23 protein-coding genes and 1 pseudogene are annotated in these 26,399 nt (G+C 61.1%); 10 read left to right on the forward strand and 14 right to left on the reverse strand.

Annotation, left to right across the window (positions count from 1 at the left end; genetic code table 11):
* Positions 1-4 precede the first annotated feature (4 nt).
* On the reverse strand, positions 5-907 hold the full coding sequence (locus J0663_RS04360; protein WP_064811172.1) for a branched-chain amino acid ABC transporter permease: 903 nt from the start codon (positions 905-907) through the stop codon (positions 5-7).
* A gap of 532 nt (positions 908-1,439) precedes the next feature.
* Between J0663_RS04360 and cysQ the strand changes: the two genes are divergently transcribed.
* The 3 genes from cysQ to sciP all read left to right on the forward strand — a co-directional run bounded on the left by cysQ (position 1,440) and on the right by sciP (position 5,161).
* The gene (cysQ, locus tag J0663_RS04365) at positions 1,440-2,237 is read left to right on the forward strand and encodes a 3'(2'),5'-bisphosphate nucleotidase CysQ (RefSeq protein ID WP_207244428.1); all 798 of its coding nucleotides are present in this window, start codon (positions 1,440-1,442) and stop codon (positions 2,235-2,237) included.
* A 612-nt stretch (positions 2,238-2,849) separates the two neighbouring features.
* On the forward strand, positions 2,850-3,575 hold the full coding sequence (locus tag J0663_RS04370; RefSeq protein ID WP_207243226.1) for a sugar transferase: 726 nt from the start codon (positions 2,850-2,852) through the stop codon (positions 3,573-3,575).
* A gap of 1,310 nt (positions 3,576-4,885) precedes the next feature.
* Positions 4,886-5,161 (forward strand): CtrA inhibitor SciP, encoded by a 276-nt coding sequence (gene sciP, locus J0663_RS04375; protein WP_007533628.1) that lies wholly within the window; start codon positions 4,886-4,888, stop codon positions 5,159-5,161.
* A gap of 19 nt (positions 5,162-5,180) precedes the next feature.
* Here the strand turns inward: sciP and J0663_RS04380 are convergent, their stop codons facing one another.
* Positions 5,181-5,648: a paraquat-inducible protein A gene (locus tag J0663_RS04380; protein WP_207243227.1), complete on the reverse strand. Its 468-nt coding sequence runs from the start codon at positions 5,646-5,648 to the stop codon at positions 5,181-5,183.
* Between the two features lie 134 nt (positions 5,649-5,782).
* Here J0663_RS04380 and J0663_RS04385 point away from each other — a divergent pair, with 134 nt between their 5' ends.
* A complete protein-coding gene (locus tag J0663_RS04385) occupies positions 5,783-6,061 on the forward strand; it encodes a GNAT family N-acetyltransferase (protein ID WP_138396460.1) in 279 nt (92 codons plus the stop codon).
* A gap of 151 nt (positions 6,062-6,212) precedes the next feature.
* Here J0663_RS04385 and J0663_RS04390 read toward each other — a convergent pair whose 3' ends face one another.
* Positions 6,213-6,563 (reverse strand): flagellar export protein FliJ, encoded by a 351-nt coding sequence (locus J0663_RS04390; RefSeq protein ID WP_207243228.1) that lies wholly within the window; start codon positions 6,561-6,563, stop codon positions 6,213-6,215.
* A 437-nt stretch (positions 6,564-7,000) separates the two neighbouring features.
* Here J0663_RS04390 and ctrA point away from each other — a divergent pair, with 437 nt between their 5' ends.
* On the forward strand, positions 7,001-7,702 hold the full coding sequence (ctrA, locus tag J0663_RS04395) for a response regulator transcription factor CtrA (RefSeq protein ID WP_007533606.1): 702 nt from the start codon (positions 7,001-7,003) through the stop codon (positions 7,700-7,702).
* A gap of 220 nt (positions 7,703-7,922) precedes the next feature.
* Here ctrA and J0663_RS04400 read toward each other — a convergent pair whose 3' ends face one another.
* Together J0663_RS04400 and chpT are read right to left on the reverse strand one after the other, a co-directional pair.
* Entirely contained in the window at positions 7,923-8,285 is a 363-nt protein-coding gene (locus J0663_RS04400; RefSeq protein ID WP_207243229.1) for a response regulator, read from the reverse strand.
* 120 nt (positions 8,286-8,405) lie between these two features.
* Positions 8,406-9,053, reverse strand: coding sequence for a histidine phosphotransferase ChpT (gene chpT, locus J0663_RS04405; protein WP_207243230.1), 648 nt, complete (start codon positions 9,051-9,053; stop codon positions 8,406-8,408).
* Between the two features lie 194 nt (positions 9,054-9,247).
* Between chpT and J0663_RS04410 the strand changes: the two genes are divergently transcribed.
* Positions 9,248-9,835 carry a DUF1134 domain-containing protein gene (locus J0663_RS04410; protein WP_207243231.1) on the forward strand — a complete coding sequence of 196 codons (588 nt, stop codon included), beginning with the start codon at positions 9,248-9,250 and terminating at the stop codon, positions 9,833-9,835.
* Between the two features lie 223 nt (positions 9,836-10,058).
* Positions 10,059-11,219: a coiled-coil domain-containing protein gene (locus tag J0663_RS04415; RefSeq protein ID WP_207243232.1), complete on the forward strand. Its 1,161-nt coding sequence runs from the start codon at positions 10,059-10,061 to the stop codon at positions 11,217-11,219.
* Positions 11,220-11,222: 3 nt separating this feature from the next.
* On the opposite strand, the gene J0663_RS04420 is transcribed toward J0663_RS04415, so the two are convergent.
* Positions 11,223-12,047, reverse strand: a complete 825-nt coding sequence (locus J0663_RS04420; protein WP_207243233.1) for a TrmH family RNA methyltransferase — start codon at positions 12,045-12,047, stop codon at positions 11,223-11,225.
* 7 nt (positions 12,048-12,054) lie between these two features.
* A complete protein-coding gene (locus J0663_RS04425; protein ID WP_207243234.1) occupies positions 12,055-12,438 on the reverse strand; it encodes a hypothetical protein in 384 nt (127 codons plus the stop codon).
* Positions 12,439-12,479: 41 nt separating this feature from the next.
* On the opposite strand from J0663_RS04425, the gene J0663_RS04430 reads away from it, so the two are divergent.
* Both J0663_RS04430 and rpoH read left to right on the forward strand, forming a co-directional pair.
* Positions 12,480-13,508 (forward strand): RluA family pseudouridine synthase, encoded by a 1,029-nt coding sequence (locus J0663_RS04430; RefSeq protein WP_207243235.1) that lies wholly within the window; start codon positions 12,480-12,482, stop codon positions 13,506-13,508.
* Between the two features lie 190 nt (positions 13,509-13,698).
* Positions 13,699-14,607, forward strand: a complete 909-nt coding sequence (gene rpoH / locus J0663_RS04435; protein WP_207243236.1) for an RNA polymerase sigma factor RpoH — start codon at positions 13,699-13,701, stop codon at positions 14,605-14,607.
* Between the two features lie 193 nt (positions 14,608-14,800).
* Here the strand turns inward: rpoH and J0663_RS04440 are convergent, their stop codons facing one another.
* Complete coding sequence (locus J0663_RS04440; protein ID WP_207243237.1) at positions 14,801-17,278, reverse strand: RodZ family helix-turn-helix domain-containing protein; 2,478 nt, start codon at positions 17,276-17,278, stop codon at positions 14,801-14,803.
* 60 nt (positions 17,279-17,338) lie between these two features.
* Positions 17,339-18,637, reverse strand: coding sequence for an adenylosuccinate synthase (locus tag J0663_RS04445; protein ID WP_207243238.1), 1,299 nt, complete (start codon positions 18,635-18,637; stop codon positions 17,339-17,341).
* Between the two features lie 193 nt (positions 18,638-18,830).
* Between J0663_RS04445 and J0663_RS04450 the strand changes: the two genes are divergently transcribed.
* Positions 18,831-19,748, forward strand: a complete 918-nt coding sequence (locus J0663_RS04450) for a DMT family transporter (protein WP_207243239.1) — start codon at positions 18,831-18,833, stop codon at positions 19,746-19,748.
* On the opposite strand, the gene J0663_RS04455 is transcribed toward J0663_RS04450, so the two are convergent.
* The 5 genes and pseudogenes from J0663_RS04455 to J0663_RS04475 all read right to left on the reverse strand — a co-directional run bounded on the left by J0663_RS04455 (position 19,749) and on the right by J0663_RS04475 (position 26,294).
* Positions 19,749-20,597, reverse strand: coding sequence for a GNAT family N-acetyltransferase (locus tag J0663_RS04455; protein ID WP_207243240.1), 849 nt, complete (start codon positions 20,595-20,597; stop codon positions 19,749-19,751). It abuts the gene before it with no gap.
* A gap of 62 nt (positions 20,598-20,659) precedes the next feature.
* Positions 20,660-20,875, reverse strand: a complete 216-nt coding sequence (locus J0663_RS04460) for a hypothetical protein (protein ID WP_207243241.1) — start codon at positions 20,873-20,875, stop codon at positions 20,660-20,662.
* Positions 20,865-21,071 (reverse strand): annotated as a pseudogene (locus J0663_RS04465) (EAL domain-containing protein); the annotation flags it as partial. The pseudogene J0663_RS04465 and the gene J0663_RS04460, both read right to left, overlap by 11 nt.
* A 77-nt stretch (positions 21,072-21,148) precedes the next feature.
* Entirely contained in the window at positions 21,149-22,933 is a 1,785-nt protein-coding gene (locus J0663_RS04470) for an IlvD/Edd family dehydratase (protein ID WP_207243242.1), read from the reverse strand.
* Between the two features lie 160 nt (positions 22,934-23,093).
* The gene (locus J0663_RS04475; RefSeq protein WP_207243243.1) at positions 23,094-26,294 is read right to left on the reverse strand and encodes an efflux RND transporter permease subunit; all 3,201 of its coding nucleotides are present in this window, start codon (positions 26,292-26,294) and stop codon (positions 23,094-23,096) included.
* Between the last annotated feature and the right edge of the window lie 105 nt (positions 26,295-26,399).

Raw genomic sequence — 26,399 nt, forward strand, 5'->3', positions numbered from 1 at the left:
GACGTTATACCTTCTCGACTTCCGGCCGCCCGAGAATACCCGTCGGCTTGAAGATCAGCACGAAAGCGAGGATGGCGAAGGTCGCCACATCCTTGTACGCGATGGTGAAATAGGCCGACCACAGCGATTCGATCAGGCCGATCATCAGCCCGCCGAGCACGGCGCCCGGCAATGAGCCGATGCCGCCGAGAACGGCTGCGGTAAACGCCTTCACACCCGGCGTAAAGCCGTCAGCGAACGAAGCAACGCCATAATACATCAGATACATGGTGCCGGCGACTGCAGCCAGCGCGGCCCCCATGACGAAAGTGATCGAGATCGTCTGATCGACATTGACGCCGAGCAGCGCCGCCATCTTGCGGTCCTGCTCCGTCGCGCGCTGGGCCCGGCCGAGTGCCGTATGGTTGACGATGTACCAGAAGACGGTGAGCAGCACCGCGGTGATCAGGATGATGATGATCTGCTTCAGCGACACCGAAATATTGCCGAACTGGTAGACCGAGCTCACCATGGGCGGGATCGGCTTGTTGCGCGGTCCCTGAGTCACCTGGATGAAGTTGGACAAAACAATCGACATGCCGATTGCGGTAATCAGTGGCGCAAGGCGGAAAGAACCGCGCAGCGGACGGTATGCGACACGCTCGATCGTCCAATTCCACAAGCTCGTCATCAGCATCGCTACGACAAGCATCGCCAACAGCAAAATTGCCACCGGGAGGCCTGCGAAGATGGATGTGAGAACGAGAAAGACGATAAGAGCGGCGAAACCACCGAGCATGAAGATGTCGCCATGGGCGAAGTTGATCATGCCGATAATGCCATAAACCATCGTATAGCCGATAGCCACAAGGCCATAGATGGATCCGAGCGTCAGCCCATTGAAGAGCTGCTGGACGAAATACTCCATATGTCGTTTTCCCCTGGATGCGAGCGGAACGTGCTGCATCTCTTTTTGGTTCTTTGGTTCCCCGTTTCAGGCAACCTCATAAGCCGATGCATAGCGGTTTCGCTGGAAATGTGAAGACAAAAAGGATTTATTCCGGCAGATTCTTGTCGAAACAGGGCTAAATGACGCATTTTGAACCAGAATCCACAGAAAATCGGCAGGGCGCGGCCTGTTTTTGGTCAGAAACCGCCGCGGGGTTAATTATCCAGGAATAACGTTTTCGATTTTTGGCGCGTTTCGCGCGTAAGCCATTCCACAGAATTGGAAGATGGAGCAAATTCAAACCTGGATTTGCTCGCTTTAGCGAACGCGATTCCACGCGCAATACCTCATCTTCGTCTGACATGACTGAAGACTTATGGTAGTATCGTGGTTCTGCGTTGTCGGGGATGCGGAACGCGACGGGAAACACCATATCCCGTATCGGGTGACAGGGATGGTTTGCGGACGGGCGACAGCGGGTGCGCGCCGCATGGCGAACGGCAAAAGGACGATGCTGAGGACATTTGAAAGGGCGGCCCTGGAAGCCGGTAAGGCCATCATTACGGTCTTACGCGAAGGCTTCCCCGTCGCCATGAAGGCGGATGCAAGTCCGGTCACGGTCGCCGACGAGGAGGCCGAACGCATCATCCTCGCCCACCTCGCCAGGGATTATCCCGACATACCCGTCGTGGCGGAAGAATCGGTCGCCGCCGGAAAAGTGCCCGACATCAGCGGCCGGGGCTTCTTTCTCGTCGATCCCCTCGACGGCACCCGTGAATTCGTCGAGGGACGGCAGGAATTCACCGTTAACATCGCTTATATCGAAAACGGTGCCCCCGTGGCCGGCATCGTTTATGCCCCGGCGCTCGGACTCGCCTTCTCCGGAGAAGGCGGACACGCTGAAAGACTGGTCGTCACCGAAGATTTCACGGTCGGCCTGCGCACAGCCATCACCGTGCGCGAACAGCCGGACGACAGGCTTGCGCTCGCAAGCCTTCGCCACAACAGCCCGGAGACCGGCAACTTCCTTGCTCACCACGCGATCTCCAAATGCACCAATATCGGCTCCTCGCTGAAATTCTGCCTGCTGGCGGAAGGCAAGGCCGACGTCTATCCCCGTTTCACGCGCACGATGGAATGGGACACAGCCGCCGGCGACGCGGTGCTGCGCGCCGCCGGTGGCTCGACGGTGACGCTCGACGGAGCGCCGCTGACCTATGGCAAGACAGGAACGGCGGCGGATTTCGATTTCGCCAATCCGAACTTCATCTCCTGGGGCGGCAGGAAACGCGTCCTCGAACCGGCTTGATCACCCGCAGGATTTTCGAAGAGACCGCAATAAGCGGTCCCCCACACTATTGGAAGGTTCTACGGCCGCCGCCCTTCTCTTGATTGGCCGGTATCGTCCTGCCCGCGATCGAGCGGCACGCCATGCAGGCAGGAGTCCGAACGTGATTCGCAACGCCGAACCGGCTCAGGTGATTCTGCCTGGCCCCGGCCATACTTCACTCGGCTTGGACACCGCCGATTCGGCCTTGATTTTGTCATATTCCGACACAGTTTGAGGACGGTCGAGGATACTCGCCAAAAAAATTTCGCGTCGGAATTCGTTAAAATTACTGGCTGCCGACGGTCGGTCGCGTGTCCAAACAACACACCGACCGCCCCCCGGAAGCTCTCGCCAAAGGCCTAAAAACCTTGACGAAATTCCAATTATTAACGAAATATCATGAGCTTGCCTCAACTTATCGCAATTGCGAAAGATTTATTGCAATGCGATATTTCTCTGGACAGCATTACACAATTGTCGCATTTTTCCGTTTTAGTAGGGTTACCAACACCTGAGTGCAGCCCTGGTGACAGGGTCAACCATTGATCGCCTATTGCCGCCGCGCCCCTCGAAGACAACAGAGTACGATCCTTGAGCATCACGGAACTAAACAACACCATCTCGACAGAGTCTTTTCGGCCAAGCCGCCGCCAGCAGCCGGCCCTGAAGATCCAGACACCTGTTATCCATAGCGATGCGCCTCAGGCGCCGTGGATGGATCTCGTCCTGAAGCGGGCGTTCGACATTGTTTCGTCGTTGAGCGCCCTCCTCGTCCTCGCCCCCTTCCTGCTTTTCGTCGCCCTGCTGATCAAGCTCGACAGCCCAGGGCCGGTACTCTTCAAGCAGACGCGCTGGGGTAAGAACTGCAAAACCATCAAGGTTTACAAGTTCCGCTCCATGCGCACCGACCTCTGCGACGTCTCCGGCGTGGCGCAGACGGTGAGAAACGACCCGCGCGTCACCCGCGTCGGCGCCATTCTGCGTCGCACGAATGTCGACGAGTTGCCGCAGTTGCTGAATGTGCTGATGGGCGACATGTCGGTCGTCGGCCCGCGTTGCCACGCGATCGGCATGCGCGCTGGCGGCATGCTCTACGAAGAGCTTGTGCCGGAATATCACCAGCGCCACGCGATGCGTCCGGGCATGACGGGCCTTGCCCAGATGCGTGGCCTGCGCGGCCCGACCGATCGTCCGGCCAAGGCGCGAGCCCGTATCGCCAGCGATCTTTATTATGTCGCCAATTTTTCGATCTGGATGGACGTCCGAATCATTGCCGGAACCGTCGTGTCGGAACTCACCGGCGGAAAAGGCTTCTGATAACTTGTCGGCCGGAAGGCTGCAGCCATTCCGGGATAAGGACATAGAAAACCAAAAATCTGGAAGCGCGTCGTATGACTCATGTTTGAGGCGGCGCGCTTTCGGTTTTTCGTAAAGCCCGCCAGCCCGAAAGCACGTCACGCAAAACAATGGCCCATGCCACGCGAATCTGTAAAGATCGCGACGGGTTTAGAGCAGCCGGTACCGAAGTGTGCCCTGGCGACCGCCTGCATGCGATTGACCGAGCTGCTTGCGCGCATCGCACTCTTCAAATAACCCGCCTCGGTATGCGACGACAGGTCGAGAATGATCGCGAGCTCGTCGCTGCTCCTGACGACAGCCGACCAGCGCCGGCATTCGATTTCGCGCCGCGTGAACGTCTCCGATGGCCCTTCCTCGAGGCCGCAGCTGCACGGGGAAGCGCCACACAGGCGTACAGCAGCGCCTCCGCCTGAGATCCCCGTCAAGCAGGGGAGAGCCGCCTGAGAAGGCAAGGATGTCTTGTTTCAGGTCACACATCGTGCAGCGTGAAGGCGAAGCTATTCCCCGCCCGCGCATCTGAGGGAGGGCGTTGCGACGCCGATTTTCCTGCTGGCGGCGCCTCCGCAAAGGCTCCCCGCTCGTAGAAAACACCCATGACCATTCGCTTCGTCGCGGTCACCAGCCGGCTGCAATAGAAGGAACGGCCGCCTCGTATAAGCCGCTGAGGTTTTACGGCCAGTTGCTAATCAACCTGTTTTCGATGAAGATCATGCGGGAAAGCCGAGAGCGGATAAAAACCGACGGCCGCAAGCTGCGCCGTCTCCCCGAGCCGCCGCGATGTCGGTGAAGGACAGGTCGGCGCCATCGGCCCGCTAAGGCGAAAACCCAGCATCCTCAGGCCAATCGTCGATTGCGCACCCATGCTTTTTCATCTTCGTATCCTGGTCCGCAAGCTTCAGCTCGGCCTTGCTGCCGGCGATGAAAAGCTCGCGCCAGAGGGTCGTCAGAAACGGCCTTTGCCCGCATCCCGAGAACGGGAAGCGTCGAAGGCACGCGCTGGACTGATACAACGGGAAGAACGGAGGCGAAGCCTCTGCGTATATTCTTTGCTGCGCGGCTTATAAAATTTTCTCGGGGACAGGGAAGATTTCATTCCGCCTGGCCCCATGCAGCCGTCCGACAGATTGACGTAGCGGCATGCAATCGCCCCAAATGATCGCCGGCCGACCATCTAAATTTGTTATCAAAGTCTTACGATGCGTTTAGGCAATTTTTAAATGTGGCAAGCTAGAGTGGCGTCCGTGGTCTTGCGTTGTGTAGAGAGTCCCATGACCGAAATGATACGTCCCAGAGTGAAATATGTCATCGGCCCCGATGGCAGCCCCCTGACCATCGCGGATCTTCCGCCGCCCAATACGCGGCGCTGGGTGATCCGCCGCAAGGCAGAGGTTGTCGCGGCGGTTCGCGGTGGCCTGTTGAGCCTGGAAGAGGCCTGCGAGCGTTATACGCTCACGGTCGAAGAGTTCCTTTCTTGGCAGTCGTCGATCAACAGCCACGGCCTTGCCGGCCTGCGCACCACGCGTATCCAGCAATATCGCCACTGATCGCACGCATCATCGACATTTATTTCGGGCCGGGCGCATTTCCCATCAGGGAATGAAGAAGGCCCGAAATTATTGACGAGGCGGCGTAGCACCAGAGGCCAGGCTGCGTGAAGGCATCCGCCAACCCCGTTGTCTTCGCCGCAGCAATGACGATCGCGACGAGCAGCACGTCCATCATTGACCACTTGGACAGATGCGGCACGACGCGACGATAGAACAGGCTCCCGGCCCCGCCGCCGGCAGCCGTCGCTTCCGCCGCGATCCCGACCATCTTGAGAAGCGGAAGCACGATCGAGACCAGCGCAACGATCGCCGCCAGCGGCCCATCTCCGCCTTGCCAGAGCGAGACGACGATTTCGATGAGCGACGGAGTCTGATCGAAGAAATAAAGCGTCTCGAAACGAACCAGCGGTAAGATGAGCCCGAGCGCCAGGAGGAACGGAGCCGCGACGAGAAGAGCGGGGCGGACGATCGAAAGCGCTCTCATTGCCCAGAGGCTCGTGTCGATGCGATATTTTCCATGAACACTGCGTCTCCCTCAGGAATGATTTCACCGGCTTGGCACGGCGGCGCCGCCGTGTCACCGTCGGCGGCGATAATATCTGTGTACGAGGTAAGGCGATGGACATTCGAAATGAAGAAGGCGGCTCCGGCGGCCGTTATGCCGCCGAGGTCGAGGGGCACGAGGCGGAGATGACCTATTCGCGCGCGTCGCCGAAGCTCGTCATCATCGATCATACGGCGGTTCCCGACGCCTTGCGCGGCAAGGGCGTCGGCCAGGCATTGGCGCTGCATGCGGTGGAAGCGGCTCGCGCGGGTGGCTGGAAGATCATCCCGCTCTGCCCCTTCTTCAAGGCGCAAGCGCAACGCCACCCGGAATGGCAGGATGTCGTGAACTGATGCCGTGGCCCAAATCCGGTGAGGTTTGCGCGACGACATGCAGACGTGAAAGGCAAACACCAAAAGCCATGTATGACGGACAGCGCGCGCCCATCATACATGGCTTCTCTCTGGCGATCCTCAGGCGCCGAAGCCGGCGCCCGTTTGTCTCTTAGGCCCTAGCGCGGGCGCCGCCGTCACGCTCTTCCAGCGCCGTCGCCCTTGCATATTCCGCCTGCATCTCCTCGAGCGCCAGTTCCAGCGCCTCTTCCTGCATCTTCAGTTCCTTGATCGAAACCTGCAGGTTGTCGGCCCGCTGCCGCGCGGCCTTGGCGAAGGTCGGATAAGCAAAGTGATTCGGGTCGGATATACCGGACTTCTTTTCCTCGACGACGATCTGGCTCTCCAGATCCTTCGTCATCCGTTCGAATTCGGACATCATCATCTGCAACTGCTGCAATTGACGGCGTTTTTCGTTCACCTGAAACTCCTTCAGGCGAACGAGACTTTCTCGCGACTTCATACGCATTACTCCCGTGATGCGAGACCCCGGCTCAACTTGAAACCACCCTGCGCGCCGCTTTGACACGGTTTGCTAAAAAATTTCCTGCGATATTAACAAAAACCTACCGCTGGTAACCTTTCGTTTACGGGCATCGTTAATGATAGGCCCGATGATTTAAGGCTCGGTAAATGCCGCGGCATGAAGTTCGAACCTTTTCATTGGCGAGTCGGATGAATCACTTAGCGCTGTTTCCTGATGTTAAAGTTTAGGAACGCCTTTTTGAGATTCCTATTGGAAAACAGAGAAATGGAAAAATTATTTAATAAATTCGATACTCCTTGCCAGAGTGAATTAGAATTTGTTAACCATTTCGTGGCAGCTTCCAAATCACGTAGCTTGTTCGGGTAGCGTGTAGGGGGCCAGACCACCTTTCGGCGGCGGTAAAGGGGATAATTATGCGGGTACTTCTCATCGAGGATGACAGCGCTACGGCGCAGAGCATCGAGTTGATGCTAAAATCAGAAAGTTTTAATGTTTACACCACCGATCTCGGTGAAGAAGGCGTCGATCTGGGCAAGCTGTATGATTATGATATCATCCTTCTCGATCTGAACCTGCCCGACATGTCGGGATATGAAGTGCTCCGCACCCTCCGGCTGTCCAAGGTCAAGACGCCGATCCTCATTCTGTCGGGCATGGCCGGCATCGAAGACAAGGTTCGCGGCCTCGGCTTCGGCGCCGACGATTACATGACCAAGCCGTTCCACAAGGACGAGCTCGTCGCCCGCATCCACGCTATCGTCCGCCGCTCCAAGGGCCACGCCCAGTCGGTCATCATGACTGGCGAGCTCATCGTCAACCTCGACGCCAAGACCGTCGAAGTCGGCGGCCAGCGCGTCCACCTGACGGGTAAGGAATATCAGATGCTGGAGCTGCTTTCGCTCCGCAAGGGCACCACCCTCACCAAGGAAATGTTTCTGAACCACCTTTACGGCGGCATGGACGAGCCCGAACTGAAGATCATCGACGTCTTCATCTGCAAGCTTCGCAAAAAACTCGCCAACGCGGCCGGCGGCGCCAACTATATCGAGACCGTCTGGGGCCGTGGCTACGTTCTGCGCGAGCCTGATGGCACCGAATATGCGGAAACCGCTTGATCTTCCGGTCCCCCTTATCGGATGACGAAATCCCGCCCTTCCGGCGGGATTTTTCGTTTGTACCGCGCAGACGTTGCTGTCCGGATAAACGCTCGAGATCCAGCGTGAATGGCTGGTTTCCATCTCTCGATCACGTTGGAAGATGTCGCGCAGCCGGAGCCGTCCACGCTTTCGGCATTGTGCTCAAGGGCGGCCGATGCGGCCGGGAAGAAACCTGCAGTCAGGCTGCGATCGCGCGGTTTCCGAAAACGGCGGTCAGGATCTTGCGATCGAAGGGCTTCAGCAGGAAGTCTGTCGCGCCGGCCCGTTTGCCTGCCATCAATTTCTTGAGATCGGCTTCGATGACGCAGTAATAGATCTTGACGTCCTTGCCGCCCTCCATGGCGCGGATGGCGGCAATGAGGTCAAGGGCGCCTTCCATGCCGGAATCGACGATCAGATATTCCGGCAGCTCCGCCTGGCAGCGCTGAAGCGCCTCACCGGCGTTGGAAGCTTCGCTGACGAGAAAGTCGAGTTCGGAGAGAATGCGCTTGCCGACCTTGCGGACGATGTCCGAGTTATCGGTGATCATGAACCTTTGCATGACTACTCCTTTGCCCTCGCATTCGTCGTAACAGGATGCCTCCTACAACCCTAGAGTATAGTTCCATCAGGCTAAGGAATCGTTACCGCAAACGCGCAGCCGCTTGTCCGGGCGCCGAAATCACGCCGCAGCGACCGCGGCGGTGAACACCAGTTCGTCGGCGCTTGCGCTGTGATCAAGCGTCATTCCGCACTCCTCAGCCAGCAGCACCGTGTAATAGGGCTGGATCGAATGGGCATCGATCGCCTCCTCAATCGTACCGGTCGATATCTCCACAAATTTGGGCGGCAGGCGCATCAGCTTGCCCTTGGCCGTGAGCCTGAACCTGGCATCGAACTCGGGATCTTCGAGCGTTACTTCGAGCACGCCGCCGCGCGGAATCGCCGAATAGGCAACAAGGAAGAGGTTGAGGAGCAGCTTGACGCGGTTCTTGGCAACGATGGCGCGCGGTCCGTTCCAGATCACCTCGGTCTTCTTCTCGGCGAGGGCAAAATCCTTGGCGGCCCGCTCCGCCTCGCCAGTGTCGATCGACGCGCCGACCGAACCCGAGGCGCCGAAGGCAAGGCGCGCGAATTTCAGGCGCACGGAAGCGTTGAGCGCGCTGGTGCGGATCAAATCCATCGCATCGGCATCGGCACCGCCTTCATCCAGAAGTTCCAGGCCGTTATTGATCGCGCCGACGGGCGAGATGACATCGTGGCAAACGCGGCTGCAGAGAAGCGCGGCCAGATCCGGGCCGGACAGGGTGAGGTTCGGGTTCTTGGACATCATCGTCTCCTGAAGGGCAGCAATCTCATCGCGCCGGCAAATATGCTTCATCAAAATTGCGCGAAGTTTGCGATCGTACTCGGTGCCATAATGACACCATATTTGGTAAACCGATTGTTAAGATCATCGGCGCAAAATGCAGCAATCGACGCGAGCGGGTGCCCGCTCCAGCCAAACGACGAACGGATGACACCATGCGCCCTCGATTTCCGCACCGATTCATTGGCTTCTGCAGGTTGCTTTCGGCCTTCGTACTGACCTGGCTGATGATTGCCGGGCCGGCCGCCGCCCAGAACAACGGTCAGTATACGATGCAGGAAATCATCGATACGGGCCACTCCTTCTTCGGCTCCGCCAGCGGCGGCCTCGCCAAGGTGGTGGAAAGCGCCTTCCAGAAATATGGCCTGCCGAACGGTTATATTCTCGGACAGGAAGGCGGCGGCGCCTTCATCGCCGGTCTCACCTATGGCGAAGGCCAGCTGAACACCAAGAATGCCGGCGAGCATTCGCTCTACTGGCAGGGTCCGTCTCTCGGTATCGATTACGGCGGCCAAGGCTCGCGGGTCATGATGCTCGTCTATGATCTGCCCTCCATCGACGGCATCTATGCCCGCTTCGGCGGCGTCAGCGGTTCGGCCTATGTGATCGCCGGCTTCGGCATGACGGTGCTGAAGAACAACAACGTGCTGATTGTGCCGATCCGCACCGGCGTCGGCGCCCGCCTCGGCGTCAATGTCGGCTATCTCAAGATCACCCAGGCGCCGACCTGGAACCCCTTCTGACGCCGCTGGGCCCTGGAAATTGCCGCCGTCCGCATCGGCGGCCTTGCCCCTATGCACCATGCATGCTTAATCATCGCGGCTGGCCAAGAGCATGATGCCGAAACATGTGAACAGTTTTCGGATGACAGCATGCTGCATCTCATTAAGAATAGAGTTCAGATTTTAGACCGGCCGGACTGAAATCGTCCCATTCTGGTATCAACGTCGAATCGATGGCCGCGCAGTGATCGAATATGCTCTTTTGTTCGGATTGGGCTTCCTGACAGCGGCCTTCCTCGTCTTTCTGATCTCGCCGGCGGTGCACCGCCGCATCGTCTGGTATACCGAAAACCGGCTGAAGGCGACGATGCCGCTGAGCCCGCAGGAGGTTCGCGCCCAGAAGGATATGGTGCGCGCGCTTTACGCCGCCGAAAACGCCCGCACGACCCAGGATCTTCTGCGTGAACGCGAAAAATCCCTATCGCTCCAGCTGCGCCACGATGCGCTTGCCGTCGATGCCGGCAGGCTTGCCGCCGAGATCAGTGACTTGCAGGCCGAGATCGGCGAGATGCATGTCGAGGCGGCCGAGCAGCGCTCGCGCCTGCGCAAGGATGAGAACTATATCAGCCAGTTGAAGACCAATCTGCATATTGCCGAGCAATCCGCGGCCAACAAGGAGAGCGAACTGGCGGCAATGCGCACACGGCTGAGCAAGCTCAGCGAACAAATAGACGGGCTGAGGATCGACCTTGCCGCGCGTGAGACCGAGGCGGAAAGCCTGAAATTCCGCGCCAATGCGCTACGCGACGAACGTGACACATTGCGCCAGGACGTCACCCTGCTGCAGAAGCGGGCCAAGGATGCCGAACAGAAACTGACGCAACAGCAGCATATGGTGATCCGCCTGGAGGACAAGGCCGCACGCGAGAGCGCCTCCGCTGCTGAGAAGGAAAGCCTGCTTATCCGCCGTCAGCAGGAGATCGCCAAGTTGAAGGAGCAGGTGAAGGCCGCCAATGCCGAGATCCGCAAGATCAATCGGGTGCTGCGCGAGGCCGGCCTGGCCAAGATGGCGGCGGAGCTGCCGCCGGAACTGACGACCGAAGACACGACCGCATCCGTGTTCGACACGGCCGCGGTGGCAGCTGAGATGGGCGAGGATGTCCGCATGCGCAGCGCCGCCCTTGCCGAGCGCCTGCTGAAGGCAAAGTCCGTTACCGGGCGTGATGGCGCGATCCGCGAGGAGATCGCCTCGATCGCCGCCAATATGGTGGCGCTGACCGCACTCAACGAAGGCCCTTCCTCACCAATCCGGACGCTGCTGCCGGATGCCGGCACCAAGAACCCGAACGACCGCGTCAGCCTAGCCGACAGGGCAGCGGCCATCATCGCCAATCCGGTGCGGTAAGCGTCAGAGCCGCCCCATTGCCGAAGCCATGGAAAACAGTGCGATCCCTGTCGCCGTCGCGGCGTTGAGACTGTCGAGCCCGTCCGATTGCGGGATGCGCGCGCTCTGAAAGCGTGCCAGCAGCGCCTCCGGCAGGCCCTCGCCCTCCGTGCCGACGACAAGCGCCATGCGCGCCGAGGCCGGAATGGCGCGGATGTCTGTGATGCCACGGGGCGAAAGCGTCCAGATGGCAAAACCCCGTTCGGCAAGCGCCAGAAGCACATCCAATGCCTTGCCGCCGCGCCGGTGCGGAACGCTCAGCACCGAACCGACCGAAACACGCAGCGCCTTGCGATAGAGCGGATCACAGGAGGTTTCGTCGAGCAGCACCGCATCTGCCTGGAAGGCGGCCGCATTGCGGAACATCGAGCCGGCATTGTCGTGATTGGAAATGCCGCAGCCGACCAGCACCAGCGCCCGTTCCGGCAGGGCGTCGAGAAGCGCTGCCTCGCCGCGGTCCTCCCGCCGGCCGAGGGCGAGAACGCCGCGATGCAGATGAAAACCGACAACGCCGTTAAGCACATCGGCCTCGGCGACATAAACCGGCACATCGGTCGGAAATCGTTCGAGGATGGACGACACGCCCTCGACGCGGTTGCGCAGCAGCAGGATCTTTTCGGCTGAGAAGCCGCGGCCCGCCGCATGGGCTTCGGCCAGCATGCGCAACACGACGGTACCCTCGGCGATGAAGCGGTTCTCCCGGCCCGTCAGGTCACGCTCTCTTATATCGCGAAACTCAGCGATGCGCGGATCGTCGGCGCTGTCGATGACGATGGGGTTGGCGGCCATGCCGGCCTCAATTGCCCGTGACGAGGATGTCGGCGACGGTTCGGCCGGTCGTGAGGTCGAAGACCAGCGCCTTGTTCCTGCCCTCGACCGTCTCGCCATAGAACAGGATCTGCCCCGCCGAAAACGAGGTCGACTGCACCTTGAATCCGAGCGGCAGGGAAACGGTCGCCGCAAGCGGTCCATCCGAGGGCACACCGGAGGTCGCGGCAGTGGACGTCGTCCCCTTTGGTTCACGCATCGTCTTGTAGACAACAGCGCCGAAGACCGCCATAAGGCTCACGAACATGATGGCGCCGGAAACGATCTGCAGGCGGACCATCTTGCGCCGGACACTTTCCATCGCCGGATCAAGGGGCTTCTCTTCCTGGTCGTCTGGCTCGATTGCTGTCATCTGTGCGTCCCGTTCTAAAAATGCGTCGGAGAAGAAGCCTCTTGAGCGACCCCTTTAAACAAGCCGCCGCCATTAGAAAAGTCCTGACCGCCGATGAAACCGCCGAAGGCCGGCTCGACGCCTGGCTGACGGCGCAGCTCGGCGAGGCTTTTTCCCGCAGCCGCATCAAGGCGCTGATCAAGGACGGTCAGGTTTCCATGCGTGGCGAAGCCGTCACCGATCCGCAGCGCAAGGTGCGCGTCGGCGACAGTTTCGAGATCACCCTGCCCGAGCCGGAAGACCCGACCCCAAAGGGCGAGGATATCCCGCTCGATATCCTCCATGAGGACAACGACGTTATCGTCATATCGAAGCCGGCAGGCCTGGTCGTCCATCCCGGCCCCGGCAACTGGACAGGAACGCTCGTCAACGCGCTGATCCATCATTGCGGCGATACGCTGTCCGGCATCGGCGGCGTGCGTCGCCCCGGCATCGTCCATCGTCTCGACAAGGACACGACAGGTGTCATGGTCGTCGCCAAGAACGACATAGCCCATCGCCACCTCTCGCTTCAATTTGCCGACCACGGCCGCACCATGCCGCTGGAGCGGGCTTACCAGGCTGTCGTCTGGGGTCGCCCTCGCTCGTTGTCGGGCATGGTCGATGCACCGCTTGGCCGCGCCACCGGCGATCGCACACGCCGCGCCGTCAAGCACCCCGACAGCCAGGATGCCGACGAAGCGATCACGCATTACCAGGTCATCGAGCGTTTCCAGGAGAATCCGGATGCGACGGCGCTTGCCTCACTGGTCGAGTGCCACCTCGAAACCGGCCGCACCCATCAGATCCGTGTGCACATGGCCCATATCGGCCATCCGCTCGTTGGCGACACAGTCTACGGAGCCGGCTTCAGAACCAAGGCCAATCTGCTGCCCGAAGAGATCCGCAAGGTGGTCAACGGCTTCGGCCGCCAGGCTCTGCATGCCTTCATGCTGCAATTCGAACATCCGCGCACCGGCGAACTCATGCATTTCGAGGTACCGCTGCCCGACGATATGATCGAACTGGTCGAGGCACTGCGGCGGCGATAAGGCTCCCGGAGTTCCGCCCTCCCCGGTCTCACACCTGCGTGAGCGGCATCTTGAACCGCCATTTCGCCATACTTATCTGTATATAGACTTAGTGCGGGCTTGAGTTGAGAGCCGCACGTCCCGGTTCGCCTTTCTCAACGCGGGGACGCGTTTCTATCGGGAACCGGAATTCACTTTAGGAGGGTGCACTATGGCCCGAAATACCTTGCCGTCCATTACCGCCGGCGAAGCCGGTCTCAATCGTTATCTCGACGAAATCCGCAAATTCCCGATGCTCGAGCCGCAGCAGGAATACATGCTGGCAAAACGTTATGCCGAGCACGGCGACCGCGATGCCGCCCACAAGCTGGTCACCAGCCATCTCCGTCTCGTTGCGAAGATCGCGATGGGGTATCGCGGCTACGGCCTGCCGATCGGCGAAGTCGTCTCGGAAGGTAATGTCGGCCTGATGCAGGCCGTCAAGAAGTTCGACCCCGAGCGCGGCTTTCGCCTCGCCACCTATGCGATGTGGTGGATCAAGGCCTCGATCCAGGAATATATCCTGCGGTCCTGGTCGCTGGTGAAGATGGGCACGACCGCCAACCAGAAGCGCCTGTTCTTCAACCTGCGCCGGCTGAAAGGTCGCATTCAGGCGATCGACGACGGCGATCTGAAGCCGGAGCATGTCTCTGAAATCGCCACGAAGCTGAATGTCTCGGAGGAAGAAGTCATCTCGATGAACCGCCGTCTCTCCGGCGACGCCTCGCTGAACGCGCCGATCAAGGCCGCCGAAGGCGACAGCGGTCAATGGCAGGATTGGCTTGTGGACGACCACGACAGCCAGGAAGAGGTGCTGATCGAACAGGATGAGCTCGACACCCGCCGGCGCATGCTGGCGAAAGCAATGAGCGTGCTGAACGAACGCGAGCGCCGCATCTTCGAGGCCCGCCGCCTTGCCGAGGAACCGGTGACGCTGGAAGACCTTTCAGCTGAGTTCGACATTAGCCGTGAACGCGTCCGTCAGATCGAGGTTCGCGCCTTCGAGAAGGTGCAGGATGCCGTCCGCAAGGAAGCCCTCGAGCGCGCCAAGGCCATCCGCGTCGTCGAAGCCACGGCCTGATTGCTGAACTTAAGAATGGAAACGCCACCTCCCTTTTCGGGGAGGTGGCGTTTTTGTTTTGTCGGGCAAGGCGCTGCCATATGTCTCTACTGGGCAGCGGGGAGAAGAGCGAGCCTCAATGCCGGCCTCTGACCTCTGCTGGGAGGCGGCCGCAGAATCGAGGCTGCTCGGCACCTATGCAACGGCCCACGCCTCACTGGCTCGTCGAGACATCCCCCAGCGCGGTCCATTCCTTAATCGCGGTATTGAACGCATTCGTTCCCGTGCCACCCTTCTCCATCGTCAGCAGCGCGCGGCGGCCGTTGCGGTAGGTGATCGGAATATCGATCCAGTTGCGGGTCGACATCAGATCGAGATTGGCCTTGCGCGCATCGGGATAGTCGTTGAGCGCGATCATGTGGAAATCATCGGTGATCTTGGCCGGCACCGCGATCAGCGCATCACCGCGATCCTGTTCGGTTCGCTTCATCGAAATGCGCTGGACGCTGTCGATGCTGCCGCCTTCAAAATTGGGCGGCACCGAGAAGACGATCTCGACGAGGTGGCTCGCCGGCAGCGACGGATCGGAATTGCGCTTGAAGGTGACGAGGGCCGAGAGATTGCGCTCGGGAACGGTGACATTGCCCTGAACCGTCGCCTCCTGCCGGCCACCCTGGCCGGCCTCGTGCTGTACGCTCCAGACGACCGTTCCCTCGATCGCCGTAGGCGAACTCTGGCCGATACGCTCCTCATAGAGGAACATTTTTTCCGACGAACTAACCGGCGCTGCCTGCTGCGGCGATACCGCAGGACCGTTCGGCGTCTGTGTTTCGGGCGGTGCGGTGTCGCCTTGCGCGCTGGCAGCCGGCGTATCCGCTGCCGCCACATTCTGCTCGGCTACCGACTTTCCTTCGGCGGTCGGCGTTCCCGGCACCGTCGCCGGGCCGCTGTCGACTTCGGTTCCGTCAGAAAGCAATCGCTGCGTGAATTTGGAATTGGCCGCTGCACCGTCATTGTTCAATGACGCCACCTGCTGGTTCGGCTGTGCCGGTGCCGCCGGTGTATTCTGCGCTTCCGGCGTGGCTGGCTGGGCTGGCGTCGGCGTGGGCTGCGCGGGAGTCTCCGAGGTCGCGGGCGTCGTTGCCGCCTCGTTCCTCGTCGCCTGCGACGGTGCCGAGCTGACAAGCCCATCGACCATCGCCACCAGCGCCTCTCTGTTCATCCAGCCGGCATAGGCGCCGCCGATCAGGATAAGCGCGAAGATGAGGGTGATCACGGTGCCGATGCCGAAGCGGCGGCGCTTCGGCTCCATGCGGAAATTCTTGCCCTGCAGCTTGGAGGCGACGATCTGGTCGATATCCATCGCCGGATTGGTGTCGTCATCATCAACGGCAACCGAGCCGCGGCGGTCATAGCCACGAAGCGCCTTCGCTTCGCGCCACGCCTCGCTCGGCGCGCCGGCGGCGGGTGCGGGCTTTCCATCGTGGACTTCCGCAAAGATATCGACATCGTCGAAATGTGAGGCAACCGGCGTCTTCTTGTTGCTGCCGGCCTCGATCGGCGGCAGATCATCGAAAGCGGCCGTCTCCCAGGAAAAGCTTTCCTTGGCGGCCGGCATGACCGCCGCGGGCGCCACCTTTTCGAGGCTCGATATCACCTCTTCGAACGCACGCGCCGAGGTGTCGGTGGCGCTCGGCGCGGTTTCCGAATAGTGCCGAAGTTCCTCATCCGCCCATTCCGTCTCGGCATCCTTGGGCGCCGGTGCTGGTGTTTCGGCGACGGGCTCGGTCCAGACGGGGTCGAAATGCGCCGCGGCATCTGCGTGCAACGGCTCCTCGCGGCTATGTTCGACGAAGTCCTGCGCACGATCGAAATCGGCGACCGGCTCCACCAGCCGGTTGGATGCATGCTCTATGCCGCGTGGGATCGGCTGAAACGATTCGATGGGCTCGTTAGCCGCCTCGGCCTCCGGCTGATGGCTTTCCACTGTCGCCGGTTCGGCTGCGACCTCGTCGGCTTCCACGGAATGCGGCTCGTCGGCACGATGTTCGTCGGCCTCATCGTAGGGATGACCGGCAGGCGGCGCTTCGAAACCATGTGGTTCCGGCGGGACTTCGTCGGCAGCGACATCTCGCGCCTCGCCGGCATGCCATTCCTCGGCCGGGGCCTCCTCCTCATGCGAGGGATGCCAGTATGTCTCGACGGGTGCCTCGGTCTCCGCCGAAACAGGTGTCTGCGCGGGCTCGACCTGCGCAGGTTCGGGCTCCTCGGCCGCGACCTCTTCCTGGATTTCCGGCTGTGCGTGGGCTTCCACGTGATCGGGCTCGTCGACGGCCGCCGGCGATTCCACATCGGCTTCACCGACCGGGTGATCGACAGCCGGCTGGGGCGCGGACGCCAGTTCGCTTTCGTCAGAAACCGCTTGTTCTTCCAAGATTTCCGGCGCAGCGACAGCGCCAGTCGCCTCGTCGAGCGCCTGCGCTTCGGAGTGCTCCCCCTCCACTTCGCGGATGGCGGCCTCGAGCTTTTCGAGCTGGCGTTGCAGCATGGCTTCCGGCGGGCGCGGCTTCATGTTCTCGAGCTGCCGCTGCACTGCGCCGCGAGCACGTTCGTAGACCTTCACCCGCATCTCGGGGGTATTTTCAGCCAAGCCGTCGACGGCCCGCCGAATAACTGCAATAAAATCCGCCATCAGTACTTTCTCAAGAAGTCCGGCTTTCCGCCGTACTGTCCTCCACAGTGACCCGTGACCTTAATCCTCAAACGGATCGGTCACAAGTATCGTGTCGTCCCGCTCCGGGCTGGTGGAAAGGAGCGCGACCGGCGCCCCAATCAGCTCTTCGACCTGGCGCACATACTTGATCGCCTGTGCCGGAAGATCCGCCCAGCTGCGGGCGCCCACGGTCGATTCCTTCCATCCCTCCAGCGTGATGTAAATCGGTTCGACCCTAGCTTGCGCTCCTTGGCTTGCGGGAAGATGATCAATCTGTTCGCCGTCGAGCATATAACCGACGCAGATCTTCAATTCTTCGAGGCCGTCGAGTACGTCCAGCTTGGTGAGCGCGATGCCGGTGATGCCGTTTGTGGCGACCGACTGGCGCACCAGTGCCGCGTCGAACCAGCCGCAGCGCCGCTTACGCCCGGTTACGGTCCCGAATTCATGGCCTTTTTCGCCGAGAAACTGGCCGATCTCATCCGTGAGCTCGGTCGGGAACGGACCTTCACCGACGCGCGTCGTATAGGCCTTGGTGATGCCGAGGATATAGCCGAGCGAACCGGGCCCCATGCCCGAACCGGCGGCCGCCTGACCGGCGACCGTGTTCGAGGAGGTCACGAAGGGATAAGTGCCGTGGTCGATGTCGAGTAGGCTGCCCTGCGCGCCCTCGAACAGGATGCGGGCTCCCTTGCGGCGCTCCTTGTCGAGCAGCAACCAAACGGTATCGCGGAAGGGCAGCACCCGATCGGCGATCGAGGTCAGCTCTTCCATGATCGCCTGGTGGCTGACTTCGGCGACGCCAAGGCCGCGGCGAAGCGCGTTGTGATGCGTCAGAATACGGTCGACCTTGCCGGAAAGGCTGTCCAGATCGGCAAGGTCCATGACGCGGATAGCGCGGCGGCCGACCTTGTCTTCATAGGCCGGGCCGATGCCTCGGCGCGTCGTGCCGATCTTGGTGCCGCTGTTCGATGCCGCATCCTCGCGCATCGCGTCAAGCTCGCGGTGCAGGGAAAGAATGAGCGTCGCATTGTCGGCGATGCGCAGATTGTCAGGCGTAACCGCCACGCCCTGCGCCTCCAGTCGACCGATCTCGGCGATCAGGGCATGCGGATCGACGACAACGCCGTTGCCGATCACCGCCATCTTGCCCGTGCGCACGACGCCGGACGGCAGCAGCGAGAGCTTATAGCTCGTGCCGTCGATGACGAGCGTATGGCCGGCATTGTGGCCGCCCTGATAGCGCACGACGATGTCGGCACGTTCCGAAAGCCAGTCGACAATCTTGCCCTTGCCTTCGTCACCCCATTGCGAACCGACCACGACTACGTTCGTCATCTAACTCTTCCTGTTACCGGCGCGGAACCGCGCACCTGCTCAAACCCGCGCATCTATAAAGCTTTGTTTTTGGGAAAGCGACCCTGTTGTCACAGCCGATTGGGCTTTTTACGTGACAAATCAGGAGCCGGCAGGCTATTTCCCCTGAGAAAACGCCACCTGGCGACCGCCGAAAGACGAGGAAGAAACGCTCTTGCAAGCCACGGCCTATATCTGCCTCGTGATCGCCACCCTTTGCTGGGGCGGCAACTCCGTCGCCGGCAAACTTGCGGTCGGGCATATCAGCCCGATGATGCTGACCTTCCTGCGCTGGTTCCTCGCCGTCGCGCTGATCGCCTCGATTTCGGTGCCGCAACTCAAGAAGGATTGGCCCGTGGCGAGGAAAAACCTGCCGCTGCTGCTTTGCTACGGCGCCATCGGCTACACGCTCTTCAACGCCATGCTCTACTCGGCGGTGCAATATACGACAGCGATCAACGTCGCCATCGAACAGGCCGGCATTCCGATGCTGATCTTCCTGTTGAATTTCTTCTTTTTCCGCACCGGCATCTCGCTGGCGCAATGTCTCGGCTTCGGCATGACGCTGGTGGGCGTGGCGTTGACGGCCGCCCATGGCGACCTTGCCTCGCTGCTGCAGCTGCAGCTCAACCGCGGCGATGGGTTGATGCTGGTCGCCATCGCTGCCTATTCGCTCTATACCATCTTCCTGCGGTGGAAACCGCCGGTCGATTGGCGCACTCTGATGGCGTTCCCCGCCCTCGCCGCCATGCTGACCTCGCTCCCGCTGCTTCTCTGGGAAGTCAGCCGCGGCGCCGCGAAGTGGCCGGACCAGGCCGGCTGGAGCATTACTCTCTACACCGCGATCTTTCCCTCGCTCCTGGCGCAGATCCTCTACATCAAAGGCGTCGAGGCGATCGGCGCCAACCGCGCCGGTCTCTTCATCAATCTCGTGCCGGTGTTCGGGACTTTGCTCTCCGTCTTGCTGATCGGAGAAAGACTTCAGTCCTTCCATATGATCGCACTGGTGCTGACACTCGGCGGCATAGCAATCGCCGAAAAGGGCCGGCCGAAAGCCTCCGCTTCGACAGTGCCCGCCTCACCCGTGGATTAGCTAACCGAGCTCGAGCGTCGTCACGCCGAAGACGTGTTTCAGCGGGATGGCCGGCGCCGGTCCGCGATACATGCGCGTGGTCTCGAACACCGGCTGAAGGCCCATGCCTTCGGCAAGTGCCGCCGCCTCGTGGTTCTCCGCGGGAATGTCGATGAAGATCGAAGCGCCTTTCGCTTCAGGGATCAGTTCGGCAAGCAAGGCCGCAGCGCTGTCGGCGTCATTGGCAAAGAGCGGCCCGATCTTGTAGCCCTCGTAGCAGCGGCGAATCGTCCCGTAACCGCGGATCTTGTGGCTCTTTCGCACCACGGCCGTCCGACGTCCCTTGCGTCCGGTGCACCAAGCGGCAAGAAAGGCATCCCGCGGCTGCGGGAAGATCGCCGAATCATAGCGCTGCAGGCCTTCGAGGCGGGAATCCAGCACCGGCTGCGCGACGAGCGTCGAGGCAGGCAGCGAGCTGGCGACGCCGCCGTAGCGAATGGTGGCATAAGCGGGTTCGAAGCCGGCCCTGCGGTAGTTCTCCTGCTGCGCGGCAACACCGTCGAGCCCGATCGTCCGGCCCTCCGCCGTGGCGATCCCCGCATCCCAGATCGCCTTGCCGTAGCCCTTGCCGCGGAAATCGGGGTGGACGATGTAGAGGCCGAGAAAAGCAAAGCTGTCGCCATATTTGACGACCGAGATCGAGCCGACGGGGACCTCGCCGATGGCGCCGATGAAAAATCCCGACGGATCAGCTTCGAGGAAGGCAAGCGAATCATCGAGGCCCGGATTCCACCCCTCCTGACGCGCCCATTCGAGCACGAGCTCCAATTCGCCGGGCCGCATCGAACGAACGGCAAATTCCGAATTCATGCGACCTTCCCAGATTGAATGTCCCGCAAGTCCATCCCGGCAACGGCAAAGCAATTGTCAGGTCACGGCTTCCCGAACGCACCTGCGAATGATGGAGAAGCAGCGCCGATGGTCTTGACGACGCGTGTAATCATTTTCGATGCAATGCAGTAAGCTTCGGCTTCCGCAATACCATGAAACAACGGCGTTGCAAGCTCAAGAAAATTACTTGGCGCCCAATAATCTTCCTGCCGGCGGTGCGAATAAAATATCGCGCCGTAGCGGAAATCAGCCAGCAATCACTGCCTTGTGCTTATCGGCCCCACCCGTGATCGGCGGGAGCAGCCGGTCTGTCTCGGCTGCCGGCGCAGGATAACCAAACGCGTAGCCCTGCAAGCCGTCGCAACCCAGCTGCGCCAGCACGCTGGCATGGGCCTTGGTCTCGACGCCTTCGGCGATCCCTTCGACGTTAAGCGCCTTGCCGATTTCGACGATCACGAATGCGAGGTGAAATCTTCGTTACGCTTTTCCCCTTTTGGATCAGAAGCTTTTACGTTGGCCGCAGCGTCGGGTCAGTGATTATGCCTCGGTGGTTTTTTCGCGATCTGGCGGAATTCTGCTGCCCCTTCCAGAACCGCGCCGTCCGCCAACTGCGTCACCGAGCGGCGATAGATCCGCTGCCACGGCGTCGCATCGGCCGGCACAGGCGGAATACCCTCCCCCTTGCGCCGGACGATTTCGGCGTCATCCACGAGCATATCACAGCGCCCCTGGTTGAAGTCGATGCGGATGACATCGCCGCTGCGAAGCCAGGCGAGGCCACCGCCGGCAGCACTCTCCGGCGAGGCGTTGAGAATCGAGGGGCTGTCCGCCGTGCCCGATTGACGGCCATCGCCGATCGTCGGCAGGCTGCGTATGCCGCGCTTCAGGAGATGGTCCGGCGGCTGCATGTTGACGACCTCGGCCGAACCTGGCCAGCCAAGCGGTCCCGCGCCGCGGATCACAAGGATCGTATTCTCGTCGACGCCGAGCCCGGGATCGTTGATGCGGCGATGATAATCTTCCGACCCGTCGAAAACGACCGCCCTGCCCTCAAAAACGCCTTCCCGCCCGGGTTCCTGGAGATAGCGCCGACGGAAATCCTCTGAAACAACGCTCATCTTCATGATGGCAAAGTCGAAGAGATTGCCCTTGAGAACGAGAAATCCCGCCCGCTCCTTCAGCGGCTCGTCGAATGGCCGGATGACCTCGCGGTCGCTGGCCTCCCGCCCTTTCAGGTTCTCCGCCATCGTTCTGCCCGTCACCGTGCGACAGTCGCCGTCGAGCTTTCCGGCCTGCAGCAGCTCCCACATGATCGCCGGTGTGCCGCCGGCGCGATGATAATGCTCGCCGAGATAGGCGCCGGCCGGCTGGACATTGGCGAGCAGCGGGATGTCGAAGCCGTGCACCTGCCAGTCATCGGCATGGAGTTCGACACCGGCATGTTTCGCCATCGCAGCCAGATGCGGCTGCGCATTGGTGGAGCCGCCGATCGCCGAATTCGTGCGGATCGCATTGAGGAACGCCGTCCGCGTCAGGATATCCGACGGCTTGAGATCCTCGAACACGATCTCGACGGCACGCCGTCCGGTGCGGTAGGCCATCTGCCCGCGCTCGCGGTAGGCGGCAGGAATGGCGCCGCAGCCGGTGAGCGACAGACCGAGCGCCTCGGCCAGCGCATTCATCGTCGAAGCCGTGCCCATCGTATTGCAGTGGCCGACGGATGGAGCCGAGTCGAGCGCCGCTTGCAGAAACTCCTCCCGATCGATCTCGCCTGCCGCATATTTCCGCCTCATCCGCCAGATCACCGTGCCGGAGCCGACCAGTTCCCCCTCGTGCCAGCCATCGAGCATCGGTCCTCCCGAGAGCACGATCGCCGGGATATCGACCGTCGAGGCGGCCATGATTGCCGAAGGCGTGGTCTTGTCGCAGCCGGTGGTCAACACGACTCCGTCGAGCGGGTAGCCGTAGAGGATTTCGACGAGGCCGAGATAGGCGAGGTTGCGGTCGAGTGCTGCCGTCGGGCGCTTGCAGTTCTCGAAGATCGGATGCGTGGGAAATTCGATTGGAATGCCGCCGGCATCGCGAATGCCGTCACGCACGCGCTTGGCAAGCTCGATATGCACCCTGTTGCAGGGCGTTAGGTCACTGCCGCTCTGGGCAATGCCGATGATTGGCTTTCCCGAGCGCAACTCTTCCGGCGTGATGCCGTAATTCATGAAACGCTCGAGATAGAGCGCCGTCATGTCGATGTGATCGGGATTATCGAACCAATCCTGCGAGCGCAGACGCCGCTTCCGCGAATGGTCGTTCGTCACTGTTATCCTCCCACCTGCTCTGCACCTTTGATAGCCCCCTCGCCCACCGTTGCAAACGGTTTTGATTGACGTAACGCATTTTTGTCGATGCCTGAAAACGATACGGGCGAGAACCGAAGTTCCCGCCCGATTTACTCGACAAAGGAAGGGTGAATTCCGTCTATTCCGCTGCGAGCCGGATAACTTCGGCCTCTTCTTCCTTGTGCTCGTCCGGCTTGTGCTGCACGAGCGGTCGGTTGCCCGTCAGCCTCCGCAAGAGCACGTAGAACACCGGCGTCATGAAGATGCCGAAGAGGGTCACGCCGATCATGCCGGAGAAGACCGCGACCCCCATGGCCGCGCGCATTTCCGCGCCCGCACCGGTGGAGACGACGAGCGGTACGACACCCATGATGAAAGCCATGGAGGTCATCAGGATCGGACGCAGGCGAAGGCGGCTGGCCTCGACCGCGGCCTCCCGCGGCGTCCTTCCCTCGAACTCCAGTTCGCGGGCGAACTCCACGATGAGGATTGCGTTCTTCGCCGATAGGCCGACAAGGACGACGAGGCCGATCTGCGTGAAGATGTTGTTGTCTCCACCGGTGAGCCAGACGCCTGTCAGAGCCGCCAGGACACCCATCGGTACGATCATGATGATCGCCAGCGGCAACGTCAGGCTTTCATACTGGGCGGCAAGCACCAGGAACACCAGCAATAGCGCGAGCGGAAAGACGACGACGCTCGAATTACCGGCAAGGATCTGTTGATAGGTCAGATCCGTCCATTCGAAGTCGATGCCAGCAGGCAGCGTCTCCCGAAGGATCTTCTCGATTGCCGCCTGTGCCTGACCGGACGAGAAGCCCGGCGCGGGACCGCCGTTGATATCGGCAGCGAGGAAGCCGTTATAACGGTTCGCCCGCTCCGGACCCGTGCTCGGCTCCACCTTCAGGAGCGCCGACAGCGGGATCATCTCGCCCGATGCCGAACGAACCTTCAGCTGGCCGATATCTTCCGGCTGGGCGCGGAATTTCGCGTCGGCCTGCACACGGACGCTGTAGGTGCGGCCGAAGGCGTTGAAGTCGTTCACATAGAGCGAGCCGAGATAGATCTGCAGCGTCTGGAAGACGTCGGTGACGGAAACCCCGAGCTGCTCGGCCTTGGCGCGGTCGAGATCGGCATAGAGCTGCGGCACGTTGATCTGGAAGCTGGAGAACAGCCCGGCGAGTTCAGGCGTCTGGTAGGCCTTGGCAAGCACTGCCTTGGTCGCCTCGTCGAGCGCCTGGTTGCCCAAGCCTGCGCGATCCTCGATCTGCAGCTTGAAACCGCCCGTCGTGCCGAGACCGTTGACCGGCGGTGGCGGGAACATAGCGATGAAGGCATCCTGGATGGCGCCGAATTTCTGGTTCAGCGCCATGGCGATGGCGCCGCCAGAAAGATCCGGCGTCTTACGCTCCTCGAAATCCTTCAGCGTCACGAAGACGATGCCGGCATTCGAAGAGTTGGTGAAGCCGTTGATCGACAGGCCGGGGAAGGCGATGGCATTGGCGACGCCGGGCTGCGCGAGCGCGATATCGGTCATGCGCTTGATGACGTCTTCCGTGCGGTCGAGGCTAGCGGCATCCGGCAGCTGGGCGAAGCCGATCAGATACTGCTTGTCCTGCGACGGCACGAAGCCGCCGGGTACCGTGGTGAACATGCTGTAGGTCGCGCCGACCAGCGCCAGGTAGACCACCATGACGATGCTCTTGCGCGACACCAGGCCGCCAACACCTTTGCCATAGGCATTCGAGCCTGCGCCGAAGACGCGATTGAAGCCACGGAAGAACCAACCGAAGATCGCGTCCATGAACCGCGTCAGCCAGTCCTTGGGCGCGTCGTGGCCCTTCAGCAGAAGGGCGGCGAGCGCCGGCGACAGGGTCAGCGAGTTGAAGGCCGAGATGACGGTGGAGATCGCGATCGTCAGCGCGAACTGACGATAGAACTGACCCGACAGGCCAGAGATGAATGCGAGTGGCACGAAAACCGCGACGAGCACCAGCGCGATTGCGATGATCGGGCCGGAGACTTCCTTCATCGCCTTATAGGTGGCCGCGCGCGGCGATAGGCCATGCTCGATATTGCGCTCGACGTTTTCCACCACGACGATGGCGTCGTCGACGACGATACCGATCGCCAGCACCAATCCGAACAGACTGAGCGCGTTGATCGAGAAGCCGAAGACATACATGACCGCGAAGGTGCCGATGATCGAGACCGGAACCGCGATCAGCGGAATGATCGAAGCCCGCCATGTCTGCAGGAAGAGGATGACGACGAGGACGACGAGCGCGACGGCCTCGAGCAGCGTGTCGATGACCTTCTCGATCGAGGAGCGCACGAATTTCGTCGTATCGTAGACGATCTCGTATTTGACGCCCTCCGGCATGGCCAATTGCAGCTGATCCATGGTTGCGCGCACATTGTCGGCGATTTCGATCGCATTCGAACCGGGCGCCTGAAGGGCTGCCACGGCGACGGCCGGCTTGCCGTCGAGCAGTGACCGCAACGTATAGTCGGCGGCGCCAAGCTCGATGCGGGCGACGTCGCGAAGGCGGGTGATCTCGCCATTGGCGCCCGTCTTGACGATGATGTTGCCGAACTCCTCGGGCGTGCGCAGGCGGCCCTGGGCATTCACGTTGAGCTGCAGGTCGACTCCCGGCTGGCTCGGCGAGGCACCGATAATGCCGGCCGCCGCCTGGACGTTCTGCGAGCTGATCGCGTTGCTGATGTCGCTGGCGGCGAGTTCATGCTCGGCGGCCTTCTGCGGGTCGATCCAGACACGCATCGAATAATCGCCGGCGCCGAAGACCTGCACCTGGCCGACGCCGGGGATGCGGGCGAGCCGATCCTTGATGTTCAAGGTCGCGTAGTTGCGAAGATAGGTGATGTCGTGGCTGTTCCCCTCGGAGACGAGGTTGACGACCATGATGAAGTCGGGCGAGCTCTTGACTGTCGTGATCCCGAGGGCGCGCACCTCCGCCGGCAGGCGCGGTTCGGCCTGCGAAACGCGGTTCTGCACGAGCTGTTGCGCCTTGTCTGGGTCGGTGCCGAGCTTGAAGGTGACGGTTACGTTGAGCACGCCGTCCGACGTCGCCTGGCTCGACATGTAGAGCATGTCTTCGACGCCGTTGATCTGCTCCTCGAGCGGTGTCGCCACCGTTTCGGCAATGACGCTCGGATTTGCGCCGGGATAGGTGGCGCGCACGACGACCGACGGCGGCACGACGTTGGGATATTCGGAAATCGGCAGCGCGCGCAGGCCGATCAGGCCGGCAACCACGATAAGGACCGAAAGAACGCCGGCAAAGACCGGCCGGTCAACAAAGAATCTGGAGATGTTCATATCAAAGCCCTCTCCGGGGTGAACATGGATGCAACGCCCCTCTCCGGCGGTTTGGGGAGCCGCCGGCGGGTCATATCATTTCTGGTATTGGCCCTCCCCGTGAGG

Source organism: Rhizobium lentis, from assembly GCF_017352135.1.
GTDB lineage: Bacteria > Pseudomonadota > Alphaproteobacteria > Rhizobiales > Rhizobiaceae > Rhizobium > Rhizobium lentis.

Excerpts from the sequence above, each read along its gene's own strand:
- J0663_RS04380 (WP_207243227.1), bottom strand. The coding sequence starts at position 5,648 with ATGAGAGCGCTTTCGATCGTCCGCCCCGCTCTTCTCGTCGCGGCTCCG.
- sciP (WP_007533628.1), top strand. The coding sequence starts at position 4,886 with ATGACCGAAATGATACGTCCCAGAGTGAAATATGTCATCGGCCCCGAT.
- J0663_RS04360 (WP_064811172.1), bottom strand. The coding sequence starts at position 907 with ATGGAGTATTTCGTCCAGCAGCTCTTCAATGGGCTGACGCTCGGATCC.
- J0663_RS04400 (WP_207243229.1), bottom strand. The coding sequence starts at position 8,285 with ATGCAAAGGTTCATGATCACCGATAACTCGGACATCGTCCGCAAGGTC.
- J0663_RS04390 (WP_207243228.1), bottom strand. The coding sequence starts at position 6,563 with ATGAAGTCGCGAGAAAGTCTCGTTCGCCTGAAGGAGTTTCAGGTGAAC.
- J0663_RS04425 (WP_207243234.1), bottom strand. The coding sequence starts at position 12,438 with ATGACAGCAATCGAGCCAGACGACCAGGAAGAGAAGCCCCTTGATCCG.
- chpT (WP_207243230.1), bottom strand. The coding sequence starts at position 9,053 with ATGTCCAAGAACCCGAACCTCACCCTGTCCGGCCCGGATCTGGCCGCG.
- J0663_RS04385 (WP_138396460.1), top strand. The coding sequence starts at position 5,783 with ATGGACATTCGAAATGAAGAAGGCGGCTCCGGCGGCCGTTATGCCGCC.
- rpoH (WP_207243236.1), top strand. The coding sequence starts at position 13,699 with ATGGCCCGAAATACCTTGCCGTCCATTACCGCCGGCGAAGCCGGTCTC.
- ctrA (WP_007533606.1), top strand. The coding sequence starts at position 7,001 with ATGCGGGTACTTCTCATCGAGGATGACAGCGCTACGGCGCAGAGCATC.
- J0663_RS04475 (WP_207243243.1), bottom strand. The coding sequence starts at position 26,294 with ATGAACATCTCCAGATTCTTTGTTGACCGGCCGGTCTTTGCCGGCGTT.
- J0663_RS04440 (WP_207243237.1), bottom strand. The coding sequence starts at position 17,278 with ATGGCGGATTTTATTGCAGTTATTCGGCGGGCCGTCGACGGCTTGGCT.
- J0663_RS04410 (WP_207243231.1), top strand. The coding sequence starts at position 9,248 with ATGCGCCCTCGATTTCCGCACCGATTCATTGGCTTCTGCAGGTTGCTT.
- cysQ (WP_207244428.1), top strand. The coding sequence starts at position 1,440 with ATGCTGAGGACATTTGAAAGGGCGGCCCTGGAAGCCGGTAAGGCCATC.
- J0663_RS04455 (WP_207243240.1), bottom strand. The coding sequence starts at position 20,597 with ATGAATTCGGAATTTGCCGTTCGTTCGATGCGGCCCGGCGAATTGGAG.
- J0663_RS04445 (WP_207243238.1), bottom strand. The coding sequence starts at position 18,637 with ATGACGAACGTAGTCGTGGTCGGTTCGCAATGGGGTGACGAAGGCAAG.
- J0663_RS04420 (WP_207243233.1), bottom strand. The coding sequence starts at position 12,047 with ATGGCCGCCAACCCCATCGTCATCGACAGCGCCGACGATCCGCGCATC.